13 protein-coding genes and 1 CRISPR repeat array are annotated in these 21,353 nt (G+C 37.7%); of the genes, 11 read left to right on the top strand and 2 right to left on the bottom strand.

What is annotated here, in order from left to right; translation table 11 throughout:
• The first annotated feature begins 82 nt into the window (after window positions 1-82).
• Window positions 83-1,303, top strand: coding sequence for a peptidase U32 family protein (locus CLHUN_RS07500; RefSeq protein WP_080063968.1), 1,221 nt, complete (start codon window positions 83-85; stop codon window positions 1,301-1,303).
• Window positions 1,304-1,557: 254 nt separating this feature from the next.
• Window positions 1,558-1,851: a CRISPR direct-repeat array (repeat unit 32 nt; unit sequence GTCGCTCCTTGCGTAGGAGCGTGGATTGAAAT).
• Between the two features lie 155 nt (window positions 1,852-2,006).
• Here the strand turns inward: CLHUN_RS07500 and CLHUN_RS07490 are convergent.
• On the bottom strand, window positions 2,007-2,519 hold the full coding sequence (locus CLHUN_RS07490; protein ID WP_080063966.1) for a nitroreductase family protein: 513 nt from the start codon (window positions 2,517-2,519) through the stop codon (window positions 2,007-2,009).
• A gap of 389 nt (window positions 2,520-2,908) precedes the next feature.
• Here CLHUN_RS07490 and CLHUN_RS07485 point away from each other — a divergent pair, with 389 nt between their 5' ends.
• A complete protein-coding gene (locus tag CLHUN_RS07485) occupies window positions 2,909-3,892 on the top strand; it encodes an NADH:flavin oxidoreductase (protein WP_080063965.1) in 984 nt (327 codons plus the stop codon).
• Between the two features lie 30 nt (window positions 3,893-3,922).
• On the opposite strand, the gene CLHUN_RS07480 is transcribed toward CLHUN_RS07485, so the two are convergent.
• Window positions 3,923-4,663, bottom strand: coding sequence for a LytR/AlgR family response regulator transcription factor (locus CLHUN_RS07480; RefSeq protein WP_080063964.1), 741 nt, complete (start codon window positions 4,661-4,663; stop codon window positions 3,923-3,925).
• Window positions 4,664-5,084: 421 nt separating this feature from the next.
• On the opposite strand from CLHUN_RS07480, the gene CLHUN_RS07475 reads away from it, so the two are divergent.
• The 9 genes from CLHUN_RS07475 (at window position 5,085) to CLHUN_RS07435 (ending at window position 21,257) form a co-directional block, all read left to right on the top strand.
• Entirely contained in the window at window positions 5,085-6,047 is a 963-nt protein-coding gene (locus CLHUN_RS07475) for a GDP-mannose 4,6-dehydratase (RefSeq protein WP_080063963.1), read from the top strand.
• A 200-nt stretch (window positions 6,048-6,247) separates the two neighbouring features.
• Window positions 6,248-8,215, top strand: a complete 1,968-nt coding sequence (locus CLHUN_RS07470; RefSeq protein ID WP_080063962.1) for an N-acetylneuraminate synthase family protein — start codon at window positions 6,248-6,250, stop codon at window positions 8,213-8,215.
• Window positions 8,212-9,507 (top strand): HAD-IIIA family hydrolase, encoded by a 1,296-nt coding sequence (locus CLHUN_RS07465; RefSeq protein WP_080063961.1) that lies wholly within the window; start codon window positions 8,212-8,214, stop codon window positions 9,505-9,507. The genes CLHUN_RS07470 and CLHUN_RS07465 overlap by 4 nt, the downstream gene beginning before the upstream one ends.
• A gap of 172 nt (window positions 9,508-9,679) precedes the next feature.
• Window positions 9,680-10,279: an SIS domain-containing protein gene (locus CLHUN_RS07460; protein WP_080063960.1), complete on the top strand. Its 600-nt coding sequence runs from the start codon at window positions 9,680-9,682 to the stop codon at window positions 10,277-10,279.
• Window positions 10,280-10,284: 5 nt separating this feature from the next.
• On the top strand, window positions 10,285-11,271 hold the full coding sequence (locus CLHUN_RS07455; protein WP_165755699.1) for a GHMP family kinase ATP-binding protein: 987 nt from the start codon (window positions 10,285-10,287) through the stop codon (window positions 11,269-11,271).
• A 54-nt stretch (window positions 11,272-11,325) separates the two neighbouring features.
• On the top strand, window positions 11,326-12,690 hold the full coding sequence (locus CLHUN_RS07450; protein ID WP_165755698.1) for a M20 family peptidase: 1,365 nt from the start codon (window positions 11,326-11,328) through the stop codon (window positions 12,688-12,690).
• A gap of 59 nt (window positions 12,691-12,749) precedes the next feature.
• Window positions 12,750-18,863, top strand: coding sequence for a non-ribosomal peptide synthetase (locus CLHUN_RS07445; RefSeq protein ID WP_080063957.1), 6,114 nt, complete (start codon window positions 12,750-12,752; stop codon window positions 18,861-18,863).
• A gap of 97 nt (window positions 18,864-18,960) precedes the next feature.
• Complete coding sequence (locus CLHUN_RS07440; RefSeq protein ID WP_165755697.1) at window positions 18,961-20,265, top strand: MFS transporter; 1,305 nt, start codon at window positions 18,961-18,963, stop codon at window positions 20,263-20,265.
• Between the two features lie 137 nt (window positions 20,266-20,402).
• On the top strand, window positions 20,403-21,257 hold the full coding sequence (locus tag CLHUN_RS07435; RefSeq protein WP_080063955.1) for a CPBP family intramembrane glutamic endopeptidase: 855 nt from the start codon (window positions 20,403-20,405) through the stop codon (window positions 21,255-21,257).
• The last annotated feature ends 96 nt before the right edge of the window (window positions 21,258-21,353 follow it).

Here is a 21,353-nt window from a genome sequence, read left to right as displayed (position 1 = left end):
TAAATAATACTTAAATAATACTTAAATAATACTTAAATATGAAAAATCAGATGGATAACTACCTAAGAAAACGGGAGAACCTATGAAAAAAATTGAGCTGCTGGCTCCTGCAGGAAATCTGGAAAAACTCAAAATGGCAATTTTATTCGGTGCCGATGCTGTTTACATCGGTGGGCAGCGCTTCGGGCTCAGGGCCTCGGCGGACAACTTTTCGCCGGAGGATATGAAGCAGGGGGTGGATTTTGCCCACGAGAGAGGCTGCAAGGTTTATGTGGCCGTAAATATTATTCCTCATAACCAGGATCTGATAGGTTTGCCTGAATATATACAGCAGTTGGACAGTCTGGGTGCGGATGCCGTAATTGTATCCGATCCGGGCGTTTTCACCATGGTGCGCAGCACAGCGCCCGGTATGGAGATACACATAAGTACCCAGGCCAACAATACCAACTATTTAAGTGCAAAGTTCTGGTATGGGCTGGGGGCTAAAAGAGTAGTTGTGGCAAGGGAACTATCCTTTGAGGAAATAAGTGAAATGGCTGCTTTGACTCCGGAGGAACTGGATATTGAAGCCTTTATTCACGGAGCCATGTGCATATCCTATTCGGGACGCTGCCTGTTGAGCAATTACATGACCGGCAGAGATTCCAACAAGGGGGCATGCTCCCATCCCTGCCGCTGGAAATATTCGCTGGTGGAGGAAAAAAGGCCGGGAGAATACTATCCGGTGTATGAGGATGAAAGAGGTACTTACATTTTTAACTCCAAGGATTTATGCATGATAGAGCATATTCCTCAGCTTATAGCCGCAGGAATTTTCAGCTTCAAAATAGAGGGGCGGATGAAGAGCTCCTTTTATGTGGCTACCGTCGTAAGCGCTTATAGAAAGGCTATAGATGCCTATATGTCCGATCCGGAAAATTACACCTTCGATCCCCAGTGGCTGGTGGAACTGTCCAAGGCCAGCCACAGGGAGTATACCACCGGCTTTTATTTCAACAAGACTACAGAAAAGGACCAGATTTATCACACCAGCTCATATATCAGGGAATATGACTTTGTGGGTATGGTGCTGGAATATGACAAAGAAACGGGAATCGCCAAAATCGAGCAGAGAAACAGGATGATAGTGGGCGATGAAATCGAAGTTGTGATTCCAAGGAAGGATTACTTCATACAGACTATAGAGGCTATGAAAAATGAGGAGGGCGAAAGCATCAGAACCGCTCCCCATGCGCAGATGACAGTATACATGCCTATGAAGCAGGAGGTTCTGCCTTTTACCATATTGAGAAAGAAATAGAGCTGATGATATTTTTAGCTCTTGGGCTGTTCATCAGCTTGTTTTATCAGGATAGAACGATTGCAGCTCAGGATCAAATAAGGTGCGAATGTGAAGCGGACATTAAAAGTCAGGTACATTCGCACCTTATTTTTGACGAAATTTCAAGGGGTTTTGTAATTTATTTGATGGACAGCAATAAAATGTATTGTGTCATTTTGAAAATATTGTATAATTTATACAATGGAAGCTTATAGTTTCTGTTTAGTTTTGCTGTCGCTCCTTGCGTAGGAGCGTGGATTGAAATACTGAGATCATTTGGTATCAAACCTGGGTAATCGTCGCTCCTTGCGTAGGAGCGTGGATTGAAATATGCCGTAAACGATATAAAATTACCAATTAAATTGTCGCTCCTTGCGTAGGAGCGTGGATTGAAATGTGGCAATAACTCCTGATATCAATGTATTGCTAGTCGCTCCTTGCGTAGGAGCGTGGATTGAAATTGTGATGGAGAATGGGGAGTAACAGGGCTGCTTGGTCGCTCCTTGCGTAGGAGTGTGGATTTGAAATATGAAGAATTAAAGCATCCCATATTTTGGAATACTCTATGGTTCAGCTCGGCCAGCAGATGCTGTAGCAGAAACAATAAAATAAAGTGAAGTAACATGAAGGCGCTGCCAATCAACAAAAAGGCGACGCCTTTTTGTTGATTGGCACAAGAAGATTACCATTTGCCGTAATGAATTTTGTCTTCATCATACCTATTCTCGGACTCCTTTGTTTCAGCAGGATATCCAATTGATACTAAAGAGAAGGGTGTAATGTGGTCTGGAATATTTAGGACTTCCTTTATGTATGTAAGCTTGTCTTCCTCGGGATATACACCCAGCCATACACTTCCCAGACCAGAGGCATGTGCTGCAAGAATCAGATTTTCCGTTGCTGCTGCACAATCCAGTGTCCAAAAATGTTTTAAAGTTGCCACCTCGATTTCACCGCAGATAAGAATTGCCAGAGGCGCTTCTTCTAGCATTGAATAGCCCGAATTGTGTGCTGAAAGCTTATTCAATGTGTTCCTGTCGTCTATAACGAGAAAATGCCAGGGCTGCTGATTGCAGGCTGATGGAGCGCTCATTGCTGACTTCAGAAGTGTTTGTATCAAATCACTGAGTACTGCCTGGTTAGTATACTTGCGTATACTTCTTCGAGTAAAAATGCTGTTTAAAATGCTTTCCATAAGCTTGACTCCTTAATGTTATTATGATTTAGTTGGTTACAGAGTACTAAAACCAGTGATTTAACAGATATACTGATTTTATCTGATTACACTCTACAATCTACTAGTATTATGTTAAAATAATATAACATAGTGATAAAAAATACAAGTATATGCATTTATGTAATATAATTACAAAAAAAGTTGAATAGATAAAAAACAGCAATATAGATGCAGTAAGATTATAAAATAATATATTAAATAATACGCGTTACTGATATCCTTTGGAAATAGTAATTGACTTAATCGGATGTAAATGAAAGGTATTGCCGGTATGGTATCTTTCAAATTATACTAAAGCTGTCAATAAACTTTAAACTGTTTATAGTAGTATGTGGGAGGGTTTTGCCATGAATTATTTGCTTAAGCCATTAAAGGTTGGAAATTTAACACTTGGAAATCGTTTGGTTATGCCGCCGCTGGTTACGGATAAAGCGGATGCCTACGGTAAAGTTACAAATGAAATGCTTGATTTCTATAAGGACAAGACTCAAGGAGGATATGTTTCGCTTATCATTGTTGAGAACAGTTATATATGCAGAGAAGGGAAATTTGACAAGAGACAGCTTTCAATTACAGATGACAGTATGATTGAGGGCTTAAATAAGCTGGCTGATGCCATACATAGTAATGGTTCTAAATGTATTATGCAGATTAATCATGCAGGAGGCAAAGCCAATGAGAAAGAGATAGGCACAATACCTGTGGGACCTTCAGCTTTTTCAGATAATAGCGTGAGAGAGCTATGCCGGCAGGAGATAGAAAATCTTGTTCAGATTTACGGTGATGCTGCCGGCAGAGTTAAAGCAGCGGGGTTCGACGGTGTTGAAATACATTCGGCACACGGGTTTCTTCTTAATCAATTTTATTCTCCGTTAATAAATAAACGTACGGATAACTATGGGGGAGATGTCTACAACCGTATACGTATCCATTTAGAAATAATAAATATGATACGTTCGGTTGTAGGAAAGGATTTTACAATTTCGCTGCGGCTGGGTGCTGCTGATTATCTCAAAGGAGGGACTACTATCGAGGATAGTCTTATAGCAGCAGCAGAATTTGAAAAGGCCGGGGTGAATATTTTAAGTATATCCGGTGGACTATTGGGTTTTACAATACCTGGTGTAACCGAACAGGGCTATTTTGCACCACTTAGTGAGGCAATTAAAAAAGTTGTTGCTCTGCCAATAATCCTGACAGGAGGTATTACCCATGCTAAGGCTGCCGAAAGACTGCTGATTGACAATAAAGCTGACCTTATAGGTGTTGGCAGAGCTATGCTTATGGATTCAAAATGGGCAAAAACGGCAGTAGAAACTTTAAAGCTATGAGTTATGAGAGAAAAGTAGAGCAGAAACTATTTATAAGCAATACTTTTCTTTCAGCAATTTACTTTTATCCATGGTCATTAAAGCTGTTTCGCTGCAGTCACGGAAATAAACCTGATAGGTATTTTTGCTCATCAGGTTTATTTCATTGATAAAATTTAAATTTATAATATAACCTTTATGAGAACGAAAGAAATTTTCGGGTAGCCTTTTCTCAAGGTTTTCAATGGAGGACCAGATTGAATAACTTTGATTTTCAGTGATTAAAAGGACTTTTCTATTATAACGTGTAATAAAGATGATATCGGGAATATTAACCATATAGCTTCTCCCTTCACTTTCAATAAATATTTTGTTCAAAACATCAGGAGTTTTTGTGGATATATCTTTTGAGATCGGAGCTGATTTATGAGCTTCAAAATTATTAATTCTGCTAAGAGTCTGAATAATACGCTGTAGCTGTAATGGCTTTATCAGGTAGTCATAAGCATATACTTCAAAAGCTTCCTTAAGATATTTTTCTTGTGAGGTCATAAATATTATGCTTGTCAAAGGGCTAAGCATATTAATTTTTTTGGCGACATCAATTCCATAACTTTCATGTAATTCAATCTCAATAAACAGAACATCAGGTTTGAAGGTACTGATAATTTTAAGCAGCCCCTCTTCATTGTCTGACTCTCCAATGATGCTTATGTTATTAACTTGTGATAATAATTGTTTTAAATCATCTCTTGATTCAGAAGAAACATCTGCAATTGCAACTTTTAGCATATAGAATTCCACTCCTTATTAAAAATGTTTTATTATGGAAATAATATCAAAAACAGGAATATAAGTTAGCTAATTATGACTATAACTGTCCATTTATTGTCTATATTGTATTAATAAATGCATATAGGTTTTATAACATAAGGTATATTTCACCTTGTCTTATCCAGCCAATTTTTATTTATTAAAAAATAGCTTCTCTAAATCATATAAAATTTATCGGAATATATGGAGATAACTTAAAAAATAAGGGTTTATACTTCTATAAAATTTTCTGTTATAGACATAATAAAACACTTTATGCACCATGCCTTGCTAAAAATAGACAATAACTATTTCAATTAATTTCAAAAATACCTATTATTAGACAATAAAAGGTAAAATTATAATAAAAGTAAAATTATAGAAAAAGGGGAGTTTTATAATGAACGTAATGATTACAGGAGTAACTGGTTTTGCAGGTAGCTATCTGGCCGAATACCTTGCAAAAAAGCCGGAAGTCAATGTTTTTGGACTTAAAAGGTGGAATAGCCCTTTGGAGGATATTAAACCAATAATGGATAAAATAAATTTAATAAATTTTGATCTTGGTGATCCTCATTCAATTTATCGTGCGGTTAACGAAGTAAAGCCGGATAAAATTTTTCATCTTGCAGCACAGTCCTATGTACCTATGAGCTTCAGGGCACCGATAGATACACTCAGGGCAAATGTTTTTGGAACGGTAAGCCTGCTTGAAGCAGTACTGGAATCGGGATGTAATCCGGTAATACATGTATGTACTTCATCAGAAGTATATGGACAGGTCGAAGAAAAAGACTTGCCGATAGATGAAGATACTCCATTTAAACCACAGAGTCCTTATGGAGTGAGTAAGGTGGCTGAAGATCTTACTGCATATCAATATCATGTTACTTACGGATTAAAAATAGTCAGAACGCGATCCTTTACACATACTGGTCCCAGGAGCAAACAGGTTTTTGTAGCACCTTCATTTGCAAAGCAGATTGCAGAGATAGAAGCAGGAGTCAAGAAGGATAATACTATTTATGTGGGAAATCTTGAATCTGTTCGTACATTCCTTGATATAAGAGATATGGTGGAAGCATACTGGATGCTTACCGAGAAATGTATTCCCGGTGAAGCTTATAATATTGCAGGTACTCATACATGTACTGTCAGGGAAATGCTCGGCACATTACTTGGAATGACAGATGTAAAGCCAGAGATAGTTGTAGATCCGAAGCTTCTGCGTAAGTCTGATGTGACTCTGCAGGTTCCTGACGTATCCAAGTTTATAAAAGCAACAGGCTGGGAACCAAAAATAAAGTTTGAAGAAACAATGCAGGATATTTTGAATTACTGGAGACAGCAGGTAAGAAATTAATTTGATACCAGTATAACATTCGGCAAATGGGGTGCATAAGTCGGAGGAGATTTTTTTGAAATACAAGGCGGAGGAGTGCGGAATAATTGCTTTATTCCAATCGACGACAACGATGTAGTTCAAAAAAATATACCCAAATTATGTACCAGGATTTACCGAATGTTGTACTAGATATAATTTTTAGAAAGGCAGGTAGATAAATGCAAGCTGATACATATTTTATAGCTGAGATTGGAAAGGCATGTAATGGCGACTTGGATTACTGCTTAAAGCTTTTGGAGGAGTGTAAAAAAGCTGGTGTGAATGCTGTAAGGTTTCATCATTTCTTTCTTGAGGAAAGCGTACATCCGAGTGTTTTGGGAAAATCATCACAGAATGAGCGGGCATGGTCTCTGCAATTAAAATTACCATTTATTGATGAGGTGCTGTTTAATGAAAGGGACTATGCAACTATTCTGGAATGCTGCAGGGAACAGGGGCTGGATTTTATAGCTACTCCTTGGGATATTAAGTCCTTTGAATTATTCAGGGAAATTGGAATTACTGATTTTAAAGTACATTCAATGAATGCGATGAATATACCTTTAATATCCGCCATACTTGAAAAATGCAATAAACTCTACCTTTCAACGGGTGGACTGTCAGAGGAACATGTGGCAACATTATGCCAGAGGCTCAGGCTTTCGGAATATAATGTCGTATTGCTGCATGCCGCCTGTGCGTATCCTGCGCCCGAAAGCATTCTCAATATGAAGGCGTTGACAATCCTCAAAAAATACAATAAAGCGGTTGGGTATTCCAGCAATGATCTGCTCGGAACCTCAGTTTTAGCTGCCAGCACTCTGGGAGCGGAGGTTATAGAAAAGCATGTCCATTTGTTTGATCACCAACAGGATTTACACAAGTCTTCTGTAAATATAGAAAGTATAGGCAGAATGATTCGGGACATCAGGGAAATTAAAGCTGTTATGGGAATGAAAATCAAGTATGAATCCCGTGGTGAAATGGTAAATCAAGAAATTCTGTCAAAAAGTATTGTTTTAAAAAATGATGTCAGGCAGGGTAAAATCCTGGAAGAATCTGATTTTGCATTACAGCTTCCGGTAAAGGAGATCAACTCCAAGCAGTGGTTTGATGTAATAGGGAAAGCAGCAGCAAGGGATTTACAAAAAGGCAGTTATTTATACAGTTGCGATATATCAAAAGCTGGTTTGGAGGATTCACAAAAGGATACGGCTATATTGAAGGATGTAAACGAAAGATTATTTATTCCTGGAAAAATAGGTGTGGTAGCAAGGTTTAAAGATATAGATGAAATGATTAAAGGCAGAAATGTGGATTATGTGGAGATACATTACGCCGCCAGTGACTTGAAAAAAGAGGATGAATGCAAGGATTATGATTTGGATTTAGTAGTTCATTTACCCGAATACGCAGATGGAAAGTTACTGGATTTGAGTTCATATGATGAAGCTTTCAGATTATTTTCCGTAGATGTAATAAACAGGGTAATGGAAAAGGCCAGAAATCTGAAACGCCACTTTAAAAAATGTACCGGTGATGTAAAGTTTATTGTTCACCCGGGTACAATGACATATCCTTACCTTTTAAATGATTCCAGCAGGCAATATGATCTGTTTGAAGATTCACTAAGAAGAATGGATACCAGTGGTCTTGAAATATTAGTAGAAAATATGGTTACTTATCCGTGGTTTATTGATGGAGACTGGTCACCAAAGCAGGGAGTGAGCAATACTTTTCTGGATGCCGGGGATATTTATAACTTTTGCAAAAAACATAATTTAGGGATGTGTCTGGATTTGTGCCATGCTAAATTATACACCAACTACACCGGCGAAAGTTTTCTGGAATATATGAAAACAGTCAAACCGGTTGTAAAGCATCTTCATTATTCGGATTGTTCGGGTGTAGATAGCGAAGGGCTTCAGGTAGGAGAAGGAGATATGATCTGGGATGAAATATGTGAGGTCTTCAGTGATTTTCAGTATGGATGGACACCAGAAATATGGAACGGACATCATGATCATGGGGAAAAATTCTATGAAGCTCATAGGAGGCTGAATATTGAATTCAAGAAGTTCAGGTATGCAAGAAAAAAAGATATGTCTGATAGTAATAATTTTGCAGGGAGGCTGGCTATAAAATGATGGCTGTAATATTAGCCGGAGGGCTTGGAACCAGGCTAAAGGAATATACCAAGGAAGAAGTTCCAAAGCCAATGGTAAAAATAAATGGAGAGCCTATCCTACAATATCAGCTTAAAAACCTTAAAAAGTATGGAATTAATGAAATCATCATGGTTCTGGGCTATATGGGAAACAAAATAAAAGAATATTTTGGTGACGGAACTAAATTTGGTGTGACAATTAAATACTTTGAAGAAACTATACCGTTGGGAACTGCGGGAGCATTATATTATCTTGGAAACATTCTGCAGAAGCAGTTTATAGTAGTATACGGCGATATAATATTTGATATGGATTTTGATAGATTCATCAGCTTTCACAGTAAGAATGGAGCAGTTTGCTCTATGGTAATTCATCCGAATAATCACCCGTTTGACAGTGATGTTATTGTTCTCGACAACAATAATAAAGTGACTGAAATTCTTGAGAAAAATCAGAATAGAGATTTTTATTACAATAACTGTGTGATTGCAGGGGTATTTCTCCTGGATATAAGTATTCTTGAGTATATAAAAGAGGGTAAAAAGCTGGATTTGGAAAAAGATGTAGTAATGAAGATGCTTCCGACTAAAAAGGTTTTTGGCTATAGAACTACTGAGTATCTCAAGGATATGGGTACGCCGGAGCGTTACCTTCTGGTGCAGGAGCATATATCTAAAGGCATTGTAGCACATGGGAATTTGTCAAATAGGCAGAAAGCAGTTTTTCTTGACAGAGACGGTACTATAAATAAATATTGCGGTCTGGTATCAAAACCGGAGGAAATGGAGATTTTAGAAGAGGCCTACACGGCAATAAAATTGCTGAACAACTCTGAATATCTCTGTATAGTCATTACAAATCAGCCTGTAATAGCCAGAAATCTGTGCACAATAGATGATCTGAATAACATTCATAAGAAATTGGATTACGAGCTTGGTGTAAGAGGAGTATACATTGATGATCTATACTATTGTCCTCATCACCCGGATAAGGGTTATCCAGAAGAAAATAAGCTTTACAAGGTAGAATGCGAATGCAGAAAGCCTAAAACAGGGCTTGTACAAAAGGCTGCTGAGAAATACAACATTGATTTGTCAGCTTCATATTTTATAGGTGACACAACCGTGGATGTTCAGACAGGAAAAAATTCCGGTATGAAAACTATTCTTCTGGCAAGTGGGGAAGGTGGAAAAGATGCCAAATATGAAGCCATCCCTGATTATTTTGCTGCTGATATATTGGAGGCAGTAAAAATTGTTATTCCTGAGTAATATACAGAAAGTAAACAGTGCAAGGACGTATTTTATCAATGTCTGCCAGTGCCAATACTCCCTTCTTTGCAAGAAGGGAATAAGCGGACACTACGGTATAAGGATTGTGATTTGTTTTATTCATAGGTAGTAAAAACTCTACTTATAGTATTAGGGATGAGGAGGAATTGTAATGAAAACATTAAGCTTGGAGAAAATTGATGTTGATTTTACGGTAAATATTAATAGGTATTTAAGCATATTGAAACTGCAGGTTGATAATTTGGACATACAAGAAATTCAGACGGTAATTTTGAGATTGCTGGATGTATATGAGAGGAATGGATTTATATACATTTTTGGAAATGGAGGCAGTGCTGCAACGGCATCACATTTTGTAAATGATTTCAATAAAGGTGTAAGTGAGAACCTGGTAAAAAAATTCCGCTTTTGCTGTCTTAACGACAACGTATCATCAATGATGTCCATTGCAAATGATATCAGCTATGATGAGATATTCAAATTTCAACTGGAAAATTATCTGACAAAAAATGATCTGGTAATTGGAATTTCAGGAAGCGGCAATTCACAAAATGTTGTTTCTGCAATAGAGTACGCTAATTTTATCGGAGCAGAAACAATTGGCCTGGTGGGATATGACGGAGGAAAACTGAAAAAGCTTGCAAAGTATAGTATCCATGTTCCTATAAAAGATATGCAAAAGGTAGAGGATATACATATGATACTGGATCATTTAATGATGAGTATTATAAAAGGATATTTAAGGGGGTGATGGAATTGGTCATCAGTCAAACACCTCTAAGAATAAGCTTTTTTGGCGGAGGAACTGATTTTAAGGATTACTACGAAAATTATGGAGGAACAGTTTTAAGCGCTGCAATAAACAAGTACATATATGTCATTGCCAATCCAAGAAATGATGATGACATTGTATTGAATTATTTTAACAGAGAAAGAGTCCAAAATGTTAATGAAGTAGAACATAAGATTTTGTGCGAAGCACTGAAGATAGCTGAAATAATCGGAGCTATTGAGATAACAAGTTTTTCAGACATACATTCAGACGGCAGCGGGCTTGGTTCGTCAAGTGCGTTTACGGTAGGTCTGTTGAATTCGCTCTATGCATACAAGGGAGAATATAAGAATCCATCCGAGCTGGCAGAACTTGCTTGTAAAATAGAAATCGACATTTTAGGAGAACCCATAGGAAAGCAGGATCAATATGCATCGGCCTTTGGGGGGCTTAAAAAATATAGTTTCAATACAGATGGTACAGTTGCTGTAAAGGAAATTGAAATTGGACCTGAGGCATGGCATACACTTAATATGTGTACAAGCTTATTCTATACGGGAATTACCAGAAAGGCTTCCAGCGTATTGCATGACCAGAAAACAAACATTGGAATAAACATTGATAATCTCAATATGCTAAAAGAAATAGTACTGCAGGGTGAAGAATATCTTAAAAATGGAGATATTGAAAATATAGGCATTCTACTTAATGAAAATTGGGAAAAGAAAAAAAGGCTGTCAGCTAGGATAAGCAATGAGGAAATTGATGCCATTTATTCTCAGGCAAAACAGGCGGGGGCCTATGGTGGTAAGCTGCTGGGTGCAGGGGGTGGAGGCTATTTCCTTTTCGCATATCCCCAGGAAAATTATAAACATATAACGTCTGCTCTGAAAGGCTATAAGGAAATGCCATTTGCCTTTGAAGCTTCAGGAAGCAGGATTGTTTTCAATAACGGCAAAAATAAAATGTAGCAGGATAAGAACAGAACATAAAATATTTATGCCATGTTTCGGACTGGAGACGAAATGGAAGAGATAAAAAATAACCACTGCAGCATAGACATTCTAGCCGCATCAGAACGTTTGTCCCGTGCTCTCCAATATAGAACCATATCTTTTGAGAATACGGACCAGATAAATAAGTCGGAATTTCTAAGCTTTCGCACATTTCTTGAAGAAGCATTTCCAAATGTTTTCGAAAAATTTAAAATAGAGCTTATTAACGAAATGAGTATTCTTTTAAAATGGGAAGGCATAGGACATAATGCAGGTTCGATTCTCCTGATGGCGCATATGGACGTAGCGCCGGTGGAAGTTGGGACTGAAAATGACTGGAGATATCCCCCGTTTTCAGGAGAATTATCAGACGGATATATTTGGGGACGCGGTGCACTTGACATGAAAAGCCATTTAATGGGTATTCTTGAGGCGGCAGAGGAGCTTTTAAAAAATGATTTTAAGCCCCAAAATACTATATATCTGGCATTTGGACATGATGAAGAAATCGGAGGGAGAAACGGTAATGCACATATAGCTGCTTATCTGGCATCAAAGGGTATTGCCCTTTCTGCAGTGCTGGATGAAGGAGGATTTATTCTGAAAAATGCTGTTTCAGCTGTAACTAAGCCTGTGGCATTAATAGGTGTAGCCGAAAAAGGCAATACTACACTGGAACTTATATCCTCTGCCGCGGGCGGGCATTCATCTATACCTCCGAGGCATACGGCTATCGGGAAGCTGTCAGCAGCTATATACAGGCTGGAGCGGAAACAATTCCGTACAAAGTTGGATGGAGCTGCAAAACAATTTTTTAATGCCATAATACCCGAAATGTCCTTGATTAAAAGAATTGTTTTTAAAAATCTCTGGCTGTTCAAGCCTTTAATTCTAAGAGTCCTCACAAAGTCTGAAACTACTAATGCCCTCATAAGAAACACCGTTGCCGTAACTATGATAGAGGGAGGGGTCAAAGAAAATGTACTTCCGCAGCAAGCAAAGGCAATTATCAATTTCAGGATTTTACCAGGAGAAAGTATAAATGGTATCAAGGAAAAAGTTGAGAAAATAGCAGGGCGTGATGGCATTAAGGTAAAAATCAAAGAAAACAGCTTCAACCCTTCTGGTGTTTCCAGCAGCAGTTCACAGGAATTTAGAACCATAAGCAAAGTTGTAAAATCTGTTTTTAGTGAGACAATAGCTGCACCATACCTGACTGTTGGGTTAACCGACTCCAGGTACTATCAGAAGATTTCCAGTCAGATATACAGGTTCAGTCCTATTGAAATCAGTATGGAGGACTTAAATACAATCCATGGTGTAAATGAAAAAATCAGCATGGAAGCATATGAAAAACTTTTAAGATTCTTTTATTTATTAGTAGAAGAATTTTAAAAGACTGTTTAAGAGGTAACAATTTTGTGAAATTGTCTTAAAGCGAGGGAGATGTGTATATGTTAAAACATAAGAACTTGATACAATTAATAGAACACGTGAAGCAATGCGATAAAGGAATCATTTTTATAGAAGATAGTAATACTGAAGTGTCCATAACATATGAAGAACTGTATATTAAGGCTTTAAGAATTCTTGGTTTCTTACAGATGAAGGGAGTAAAGCCCGGGGATGAGATTGTATTACAGCTACAAGATAATAAGTCCTTTATTTATGCCTTTTGGGCATGCATATTGGGAGGGTTTATACCTGTTCCAATACCCATAGGCAATAATGATGAACACAGGCTGAGGGTTGTTAAGGTATGGAATATTCTGAATAACCCGCACCTCATCACAGAAGCAAGCCTTCAAAGTCAGCTATCCGACCAGGAAAATATAAAAGCCCATTCTTTTTTGATAGAAGAAGCCGGCAAAGCATGCAGTCCGGGAAAAACATATACTCCTGAGTCTTCTGATATTGCCTTTATCCAGTTTTCTTCCGGATCAACAGGTGATCCCAAAGGGGTAGTACTCACACACGAAAACTTATTAACGAATATTAATGCCATGTTAAAAGGATTGCAGGTTGTTCCTGAAGATTCAACACTGAGCTGGATGCCCCTCACACATGATTTGGGGCTGGTAGGCTTTCATCTGTCTTCAATTGCAGGAGAAATCAGCCAGTATATTATGCCTACCTCACTATTTATTCGTCACCCTGTGTTATGGATTGAAAAAGCCAATTACTATAAAATATCAGTTCTGGCTTCACCTAACTTTGGCTACAAGCATTTTTTAGGTTCCTTTAAGCCTGAAATTGCCGCTGATTGGGAACTGTCACATGTCCGTCTGCTTCTGAACGGTGCTGAACCAATTTCATCAGAGCTGTGCAACTTATTTTTAGATACGATGTCAGCGTACAATTTGAGAAGAAACGTAGTCCTCCCTGTTTTTGGACTTGCAGAGGCAAGTCTGGCAGTATCTATACCTCCTGTAGGAGAAGAATTTGTAACGTTAAGCCTGAAAAGGGAGTCTGTTTCTTTAGGCCAGAAAGCAATTCAGGATAGTTCTTCTGCTGAATCAGTGAAATTTGTGGATTTGGGGTATCCTGTACAGGATTGTCTTGTCAGAATTTGTGATCAGGACAATATTGTTCTGGAGGATAGTACCATAGGAGCAATACAAATAAAAGGCAGGAATGTAACAAAAGGGTACTATAATAATCCCCAGGCAACAACTGCTGTGTTTGCTCAAGATGGGTGGCTGGATACAGGCGATATTGGTTTTATGAGAAATGGGCGTTTGATTGTTATAGGGAGAAAAAAGGATATTATTTTTGTAAATGGACAGAACTATTATCCATATGATATAGAAAAGGCAGCTGAAGGGATAGCAGCAATAGAGTCAGTGAAATTTGCAGCTTGCAGTATACAGGATGAGATTAGTAAAACAGAAGAAATAGGGCTCTTTGTTTTGTTCAAAGGCAAGATTGAGGATTTCGTACATATGGCGATTGCCTTAAAAACCAACATTAATAAATTAATGGGCCTGGATATTAAGCACGTAATACCTGTAGAGAATATGCCTCTGACAGCAAGCGGGAAAGTTCAGAGATATAAATTGGCTGAAAATTTTAAACACGGTATGTACGCTGATATTGTCCGCAGGATAAACCGCATTACAATGGAAAGGACTCAAAACCTTAATATTGTATTACCTGCAAACGAAACGGAGAAAAAGCTTGTTGAGCTTTGGCGGGATATACTGGACATAGAAAAAGTAGGAGTTACCGATAACTTTTTTGAGCTGGGAGGAAATTCACTAAAAGTATCAACTTTATTGTCTTGCATAGAAGAGGAATTTGGCATTGAAATACCTATAACCACTGCTTTTGAGATTCTGACGGTAAAAAAACTGTCGGAGTTTATAGAGGATGCCAGGAAAAAAGCTTACTCAATAATACCTCACATTGAAAAAAGAGAGTACTATCCTGTCTCTTCAGCTCAAAAAAGGTTGGTTATACTTGATCAGATTGACAGTGCCATTACCTACAACATATCTGCAGCCATGGAGATTGAGGGTATGCTGGATACCGAAAAGTTTACAGAGGTTTTCCGGATGCTCTTGGAAAGGCATGAATCTCTCAGGACTGAGTTTGAATTTATTGATGGTGAACCTGTTCAGAAAATCAACGATAATGCAGATATGAAAATTGAAATTACTTCTTGTAAGGATGGGGATGTAGCTAAGATAATAAAAAACTTCATAAGACCTTTTGATTTGAGAAAAGCACCGCTGGTAAGGGCAAAGCTTTTGAAAATAACCGGTACCAGGCATATTTTTCTGTGTGATATGCATCATATCATATCCGATGGGATTTCATGCAGTATTCTGGTCAGGGAATTAATAAAGTTATATCAGGGTCAGACACTTAATAAAATAAGAGTTCAATACAAGGATTTTGCAGCATGGCAGAATGAACAGCTTAAAACAGAGTATATAAGCGTCCAGAAGGAATTCTGGCTAAATCAATATTCAGATGAAATACCTGTGCTCAATTTCCCTTACGATTATCAAAGACCTGCTGTCCAAAGCTTTGAGGGAGACAGGGTCAGCTTTGAAATAAAGGGGGAATTGCTCAAGAGCCTGGAAAAACTGAGTATTAAAACTGGAACCACATTATTTATGGTGTTCCTGTCGGTTTACAATGTACTTTTACATAAATATACCGGACAAGAGGACATTGTGGTGGGTACGCCGGTGTCGGGAAGAACCCGGAATGAGCTGAATGATGTCATTGGCATGTTTGTAAATACGCTGGCTTTAAGAAACCGTCCCCAAAGCAATATTAAATACAGCAATCATCTGGAGGATGTAAGGAACAGGTTTTTAAAGGCTCTTGAAAATCAGGATTATCAGTTTGAAATGTTGGTGGATGCACTGAAAATTAAAAGGGAAATTGATAGAAATCCATTGTTTGATACAATGTTTGTTTTTCAGAACATGGATGGTATTGAAGTTGAAGTCCGGGCAGATAACCTGAAATTTTCAAAATATGATTTTGAAAGCAGGGTATCAAAATTTGATTTCAGTCTTTATGCAGTTCCCAAGCAGGGCAGTATTTATTTTGAACTGGAGTATTCTACAAAGCTGTTCAGAAGAGATACCATTGAACGTTTTACTGCACATTATCAGAATCTGTTGGATATAATTGTACAAAACCCTGAAATTCTTATTTCTGATATAGATATATTATCCCAACAAGAAAAAAACCTTCTTTTATACCAGTATAATCAAACACAACAAGAATATCCCCAGGAAAAGACCATTTGTGATTTATTTGAAGAGCAGGTCAGAAAAGTACCTGGACATATTGCTGTAGAGGCAGGTGCCAAAAAGCTCACCTATGGTGAGATTGACCGGAAAGCAAACAGTCTCGCCGGTATTTTGAGAACACACGGAGTAAGGCCTGACACAATAGTGGGCTTGCTGGCAGAACGCTCTATTGAACTGATAGTAGGTATACTGGCGGTATTAAAGGCAGGGGGAGCTTATCTTCCAATAGATCCTCAGTACCCCGAAACCAGGATAAAGTACATACTCGAAAATGCAGGTGCGGAGATTTTACTTACAGTTGATGCTATAAAGGAAGGAATGGAGTTTAATGGGACCGTAATTAATCTTTTGGACAGCAGTATTTATTCTGGAAACAGCCAAAGAGTTGAAATTGTAAATAAGCCTGATGATTTGGCATATGCCATATATACTTCAGGCTCCACGGGAAATCCAAAAGGAGTAATGATACAGCATAAAGCCCTCAATAATTATCTTCACAGCATTTATAAATGGTATGACGAAGAGGTAGGCAGCGGCGACAGATGCTTTAGTCTTGCCAACATATCCTTTGATGCAAATGTAGTGGAAATTTTTATGCCTCTTGTATTCGGAGCCACTCTTGTACTAAACGATCAGCCAAGGCTGATGGACCTGGAGCAGCTTGCAGATACCATCGCAGAAAAGGATGTAACTTTTACATTTCTTCCTCCCACCATACTTCAGGACTTATGCAGATTGCTGAAAAAAAGAAATATAAAATTAAATAAAATACTTACAGGCCTGGAGAACATTAAAGATTATGTTCTTGAAGAATTCTTTGAATTGAATAAAGATATGAAGGTATTGATCGGATACGGTCCTACGGAAGCTACAATATGCGCATCCTTTTACCGGTATGAATCCAGGAAGTCTGTTGGAAAAACCGTACCCATAGGAAAACCGCTGGCAAATACCCAGATATATCTTACCGATTCCAATTACAGACCCGTACCAGAAGGGGCGACAGGAGAACTGTGCATATCCGGCGAAGGTCTGGCAAAGGGGTATCTGAACAATCCAACAGTAACCTCTGAAAAGTTTGTAAGTAATCCTTTTATTTCCGGACAAAAGATGTACAGGACAGGAGACCTTGCCAGATGGAACAGCGAAGGCAATCTGGAGTTTATGGGCAGAGCTGATTTTCAGGTTAAAATCAGAGGTTACAGGGTTGAGCTTGGAGAAATCGAAGCAAGGCTGCTGAAGTACGGGTCTGTGAAGGAAGCTGTGGTGCTGGACAGGAAAGATTCAAACGGAAACAAATATTTATGTGCATATATAGTGGCAGATGCTGATATCAATCCTTCTGATTTCAGAGAATTTTTATCCAGGGATTTGCCGGATTACATGGTACCTTCCTACTATGTCAGGATTAAAAGCGTTCCCTTTACATCAAATGGCAAAATTGACAGAAAGGCATTACCTGAACCAGTATTGGGCGCCGGTACGGAATATGTGCCGCCCCGGAACGAAATAGAGCAGGAACTGGTAGCTGTATGGCAGGAGGTATTAGGGGTCAGCAGGGTAGGCATTTTTGATAATTTCTTTGATTTGGGGGGCTCCTCCCTAAAAGCCATACAGGTTAGCGGAAAGCTTAAAAGCTTTGGCTTGAACATGATGAACATACTTAGAAATCCGACAATAGCAGAGCTTGGCAAATATGCTGTTCCTTTTGGAGGACAGGGAGTAGAGCTGCCTGAACCAATGAAAAAGAATATGGAGTTGGATTATTATTTCAGTACACAGGGAGACCGTGATTCTTTGACTGAAAAAATGGATTGTGCAAATGTAATGCTTTACTTTATTTTAAAAAAGCAATTAGGAAATAACGGCAGCTATTATGAGTATTTTGCTCAAGGCTTTGATATGAATCTGACTGAGAACCGGTCAGGGGGAATCTACGATATTAATTTTTCCACTTATCATTTATGGGAAGATGCTTTTGAAATAAATAGTTACAGCGGAAAAGGTGCGCAGGCCCTGTCTCATATTGAGCAGCTGCTGGATAGCGGAGAGCAGTTGGTAGTGGATATATACTGTCTGAGAAATCCTTACTTCAGAGAATTTGTAAGCTATGATGCTCCCGAAGAAAAGGAAAGAAGAGGGCATTTATTTATGCTTGTCGCACATGACAGGGATAATTTATATTCTATTGAAATGCCTGAAATGATAAATGCTGACAGGTATATTCCTTATATTGGGAACAAGTCTGTAGGGCTTATCCCTAAAAAGGATATACTGCCGGCTTTCGAATTTGACGTTTTCTATTCTACTATTACTGTAAAGAAGGAAAAATTAAAAGGAGAATCCAAGCTAAAAGAGCTGGTAGATCTGATAATCAAAAATTATAACAGACCGGCATCAGTTGAAAATGGACTTACAACCTATTACGGAGAAGCTGCAATTGATAAGCTTGTAGAAATATCCTCCAAGGAGTTCCAGCGGCTTGATGATATTGATAACGTGCAAACCCGTATCCTTCAGGAAATACTGGATTGGAAGCTTGTTACACTCTCAAACCGCAGAAGACTGTTTAAGACTGCCTTGGAACATTATAACGGAGAATGCAACAAGGATATCAGGGACAGTGTTATAGACCTGTTGGAAGGTTTGGCTCAAGGGTTGAAGGAAATATGTCATAGTCTCACAAAGAAATACAGCCTGGCAAGTGTTATTGATAAGGAGGCCGGCTGGTGTTTCGCAGAATTAAAAGAACAGGAAAAGGAATTAATATACCTGATGGGCAGGTTATGGACTTGAAGCGAAATTACTGTTATACATAAATATGACTTACTCAAATATTAATGTTTAAATGGTTCGGATTAATAAAATATACTTGGAAAAGGAAGAAGAAGGAATGCAAGGTGAAGAGGTCTTAAATAAAAGCATTATCCCCGTTAATTTGAAGTTCAATTTATTGCTGCTTGTATCAGGCAGATTCATATCAGGTATAGGAGCAACAGTAATAACATTTGCTTTAAGCTTGTATGTACTGGACATAACCGGGTCGGCAGGCACTTTTTCCTTAGTAATGAGTCTGTCCGTCCTTCCTATGGTTTTTATAAACATCTTTACAGGTGTTTTTGTAGACAGATATGACAAGAAAAAAATTATTGTCGGGTCAGATATCATATGCGGTGTAATAGTTCTCATATATTCAGAACTGCTGGATTTTTATCCTGAAAGCATCGTGCTTATAATTCTTTATGTCTTAACAGTAAGCACAATTCAGGCTTTTTTCAACCTGGCAATAAACTCGGCTATTCCTGAAATTGTAAATAAAGATAATATCTCTACCGCAAATGCTGCAATTCAAGGAATAACGGCTGTTGTAAATATAATCGGCCCCATTTTGGGCGCTGTTCTATATACGACAGTAGGAATCAAAGTAATATTTATGTTCAATGGAATAGTACTTGTTGCAGCAGGTTTATTAGAAATGTTTTTAAAATTTAAAAAACCCAATACTTCTTCTGAGGATAATTTGTGCCAAAAGGGATATTTAGAGGATTTAAAGACGACATTCAGTTACTTGTACTCTCAGAAAATTATAATATTCTTTTTAGTATTTGCAGCTATTGTAAGTCTTATGTATTTTCCAATGGTAAGCATGGTTCTGACATATGTAAGCTACAACATTATGAAAGTTACCGAAATACAGATGTCTTTTATACAGGCCTCCGCGGCAATAGGTACAATAGCAGGTGCTGCTCTTATATCTTTTATAAAATCCCTTAGCAGCCATATGATTAAAAAGTTTTTTACATTGTTCAAAGTACAGGCGGTTTTGTTTATATTGTGGCTTCTGCCTCTGGGAGCCCAGGTTTTAACCGGAAACAAATGGAGTATAACAATCATTTTCAGCATAATACTTGTCACATTAAGTTCGGTAAATACTTTACAGAATGTATCTATGATTTCATATTTCCAGTTTCAGATACCCAAGGAGCTGCTAGGACGTGTATTCGGGGTATTCATGACATCAGCATATATATTCAGTCCGATAGGTATATGGTTGTATGGCTTTTTGCTGAATTTCATCAAGTGGTATTATTTAACCACTGTTTCCGGGATTACTTTGTTGCTTGTAGGTATTTTTGCAGTAAGAAGTAAATATTATTACGATTTTATTAATGATTTAAAAATCAAACAGGGAGTATAGACAACTCCTGGAAAGAAACCTGAAAGGTTATGAGAAGTGAGAAATAAATGCTTTAAAGGAGGTGACGAGTCCATGTTATTTCTTTCATATTATTTTATTTAAAATATTTTATTTAAAATGTGAGGCATGGACAAAAAATGAAAAAGGCGCAAATAACAACATTATTAAAAGGGATATTTTTTGCTCTATCATATTTGCTGATATACACTTTAAATTCTAAATTTATAAGTATATTTATGAATTACGCATCAGAAACAAAATTTAAGGGTGTTGTAGAAAGTCTGAACAATACTGTATCTTTGGAAATGATATTAAATGTTGCAATCCCGGTATTAGTATATGTATTAATTTTTAGAATAAGAAAAATCAATTTATTAACCTTCTGCAAATTTAAAACCATAAGTATAAAAAACCTGATGCTATGCATTTCCATTGGTATTTCAATATCAATATTTATATTATGCTTTATGCATATAAAATATTTTGCACACAATTTACAGGCAGTAATAAGCTTTTTTGATAGATTTAATAACGGAAGTGTTTTTTATTTTATATTTTATAACATTATTGTGTTTACCATTTTCGAAGAAATGCTGTTTAGAGGGTTGATTTTCAATGAACTGAGGAAAGTTCTGCCACTTGTACCAGTAATAATTATTCAGGCTTTACCGGCTGCATTTCAGTCTGATATGGTGTTGAGTGTTTTTGGGTATGCAAGTATGTTAATATACTGTCTGGCCTATATTTGTTCCGATTCCATCTGGGGTTCCGTTGCTGTACTGTATACTTCTCATATATTTGTGATGCTGAGCAGAAGAGCAGGTATAGACAAATGGCTTTCAAATCTGGACAATAGTATATTAATCACAGGAACCGGCATAAGTATATTAATAACAGTCAGTCTGTTATTTTATATGTGGAAAAGCTATAGTCACAGCAGTCAAACATCGGAAATTTCACGGAATAAGTGTAACCCAGTCCCATTAGAATAAACATTTAAAGGTCGAGAATCCGCTAATATTTCCGTTTTGAATTTTTGTGGGTCAAAAAAGCTGAGATAGTACCGGAAGCATATGGCGAAATCAGTG

It is taken from the genome of Ruminiclostridium hungatei (genome assembly GCF_002051585.1).
GTDB classification, from domain to species: domain Bacteria; phylum Bacillota; class Clostridia; order Acetivibrionales; family DSM-1351; genus Ruminiclostridium; species Ruminiclostridium hungatei.
The sequence above is the reverse complement of the archived record's forward strand: the minus strand, read 5'-3'. Positions and strand labels throughout refer to the sequence as shown.

Excerpts from the sequence above, each read along its gene's own strand:
- CLHUN_RS07480 (WP_080063964.1), bottom strand. The coding sequence starts at position 4,663 with ATGCTAAAAGTTGCAATTGCAGATGTTTCTTCTGAATCAAGAGATGAT.
- CLHUN_RS07490 (WP_080063966.1), bottom strand. The coding sequence starts at position 2,519 with ATGGAAAGCATTTTAAACAGCATTTTTACTCGAAGAAGTATACGCAAG.
- CLHUN_RS07465 (WP_080063961.1), top strand. The coding sequence starts at position 8,212 with ATGATGGCTGTAATATTAGCCGGAGGGCTTGGAACCAGGCTAAAGGAA.
- CLHUN_RS07470 (WP_080063962.1), top strand. The coding sequence starts at position 6,248 with ATGCAAGCTGATACATATTTTATAGCTGAGATTGGAAAGGCATGTAAT.
- CLHUN_RS07460 (WP_080063960.1), top strand. The coding sequence starts at position 9,680 with ATGAAAACATTAAGCTTGGAGAAAATTGATGTTGATTTTACGGTAAAT.
- CLHUN_RS07435 (WP_080063955.1), top strand. The coding sequence starts at position 20,403 with ATGAAAAAGGCGCAAATAACAACATTATTAAAAGGGATATTTTTTGCT.
- CLHUN_RS07500 (WP_080063968.1), top strand. The coding sequence starts at position 83 with ATGAAAAAAATTGAGCTGCTGGCTCCTGCAGGAAATCTGGAAAAACTC.
- CLHUN_RS07450 (WP_165755698.1), top strand. The coding sequence starts at position 11,326 with ATGGAAGAGATAAAAAATAACCACTGCAGCATAGACATTCTAGCCGCA.
- CLHUN_RS07475 (WP_080063963.1), top strand. The coding sequence starts at position 5,085 with ATGAACGTAATGATTACAGGAGTAACTGGTTTTGCAGGTAGCTATCTG.
- CLHUN_RS07485 (WP_080063965.1), top strand. The coding sequence starts at position 2,909 with ATGAATTATTTGCTTAAGCCATTAAAGGTTGGAAATTTAACACTTGGA.
- CLHUN_RS07440 (WP_165755697.1), top strand. The coding sequence starts at position 18,961 with ATGCAAGGTGAAGAGGTCTTAAATAAAAGCATTATCCCCGTTAATTTG.
- CLHUN_RS07445 (WP_080063957.1), top strand. The coding sequence starts at position 12,750 with ATGTTAAAACATAAGAACTTGATACAATTAATAGAACACGTGAAGCAA.